The 1,244-nt window shown below is 33.2% G+C and carries 3 protein-coding genes; 2 read left to right on the forward strand and 1 reads right to left on the reverse strand.

Annotated elements, in window-relative coordinates:
* On the reverse strand, positions 1-196 hold a 196-nt coding region (locus AC1DTM_RS27235; RefSeq protein ID WP_477001349.1), incomplete at its 3' end, for a response regulator.
* Positions 197-519: 323 nt separating this feature from the next.
* Here AC1DTM_RS27235 and AC1DTM_RS27240 point away from each other — a divergent pair.
* Together AC1DTM_RS27240 and AC1DTM_RS27245 are read left to right on the forward strand one after the other, a co-directional pair.
* A complete protein-coding gene (locus AC1DTM_RS27240; RefSeq protein WP_229183425.1) occupies positions 520-960 on the forward strand; it encodes an RNA polymerase sigma factor in 441 nt (146 codons plus the stop codon).
* On the forward strand, positions 957-1,244 hold a 288-nt coding region (locus AC1DTM_RS27245), incomplete at its 3' end, for a hypothetical protein (RefSeq protein ID WP_477001348.1). The genes AC1DTM_RS27240 and AC1DTM_RS27245, both read left to right, overlap by 4 nt.

Consider the following 1,244-nt stretch of genomic DNA (forward strand, 5'->3'; position numbering starts at 1 on the left):
CCTCTACCCCGTTCATGTTTGGCATACGAACATCTAAAAGCGCAATATCAACTTCATGCTTTTTACAATACGCTACAGCTTCTTTTCCATCATTTACGGTATCTAATACTTCAAACTCTTCATATGTATTTAAAATAATTTTCATACCTTCTCTAATAAAAGAATTATCATCGGCTATTAATATTTTAATTTTCATGTTTGTTAGTATGGACCTTATCCTACTAACATTCACATCCTTTCTCCATGTAGCATTTCCTCTTTGCTCATTATATACTTCTCTTTACCATTTTTTCACACCTTTTTCATATAGCCCTCCTGCTAAAAATATATTATTCTTTTTTATAACATGTGTAGGGTGACTTATCATTTCTTACGTCTATATAATAGAATGCGTCAAAAAGGAGGGAGAGACCGATTGAGGAAAAACAATTAGTTGCAAAAGCACAGCAAGGAAGCGAACATGCTTTTCGTATCCTTGTACAAACATATCGTCATTATATTTTTCAAGTTATCTTTTCCATTTTAAGACATGAAGAAGATGCTAAAGATGTTACACAAGAAGTATTCGTAAAAATTCACGCCTCTCTCCCAAATTATCAATTTCGCGGATTAAAAACGTGGATGGCACGTATTGCCACCAATCACGCTATTGATTATAAGAGAAAAAAAGCTAGAGAAAACGAAGAACTCTCCTTATGTAAAGAAACTGCGGAAAATATAAGATCCTCTCATAATATTGAGGCTTTATTATTGACGAAAGAGCAAAAATTGCTCATTGCTCAAAAACTGAGAGAACTTCCCGACAATTATCGTGACGTCGTTCTCGCACATTACTTAGAAGAAAAAAGTTATCAAGAAATTGCTTTTCAGGAAAACATCGAAGTGAAAACGGTCGAAATGAAACTGTATCGGGCAAGAAAATGGATTAAAAAACATTGGAAGGAGGAAGAGTTTCTATGATGCATTATTCAAAAGAAGATTGGCGCAATTATACATTAGATGTTATATCAAACAATGAACGTGAATCTATGGAAGAACATCTTTATGAATGTGATCATTGTTTAGCACTTTATATGGAAAGTATTGATGAACAACATGAAAACCTTCCAATGATAAATGATGATTCATTTACGAACGAAGTTATGACGCAAATTAATTTTGAAACGTTACAGCCTAATGAAAATATAAAAACAAACTCACTAAAGCGCACGATTATTCACTACATAATTGCGACTGCGGCTACA

The organism is Bacillus sp. P4_D3, assembly GCF_056401855.1.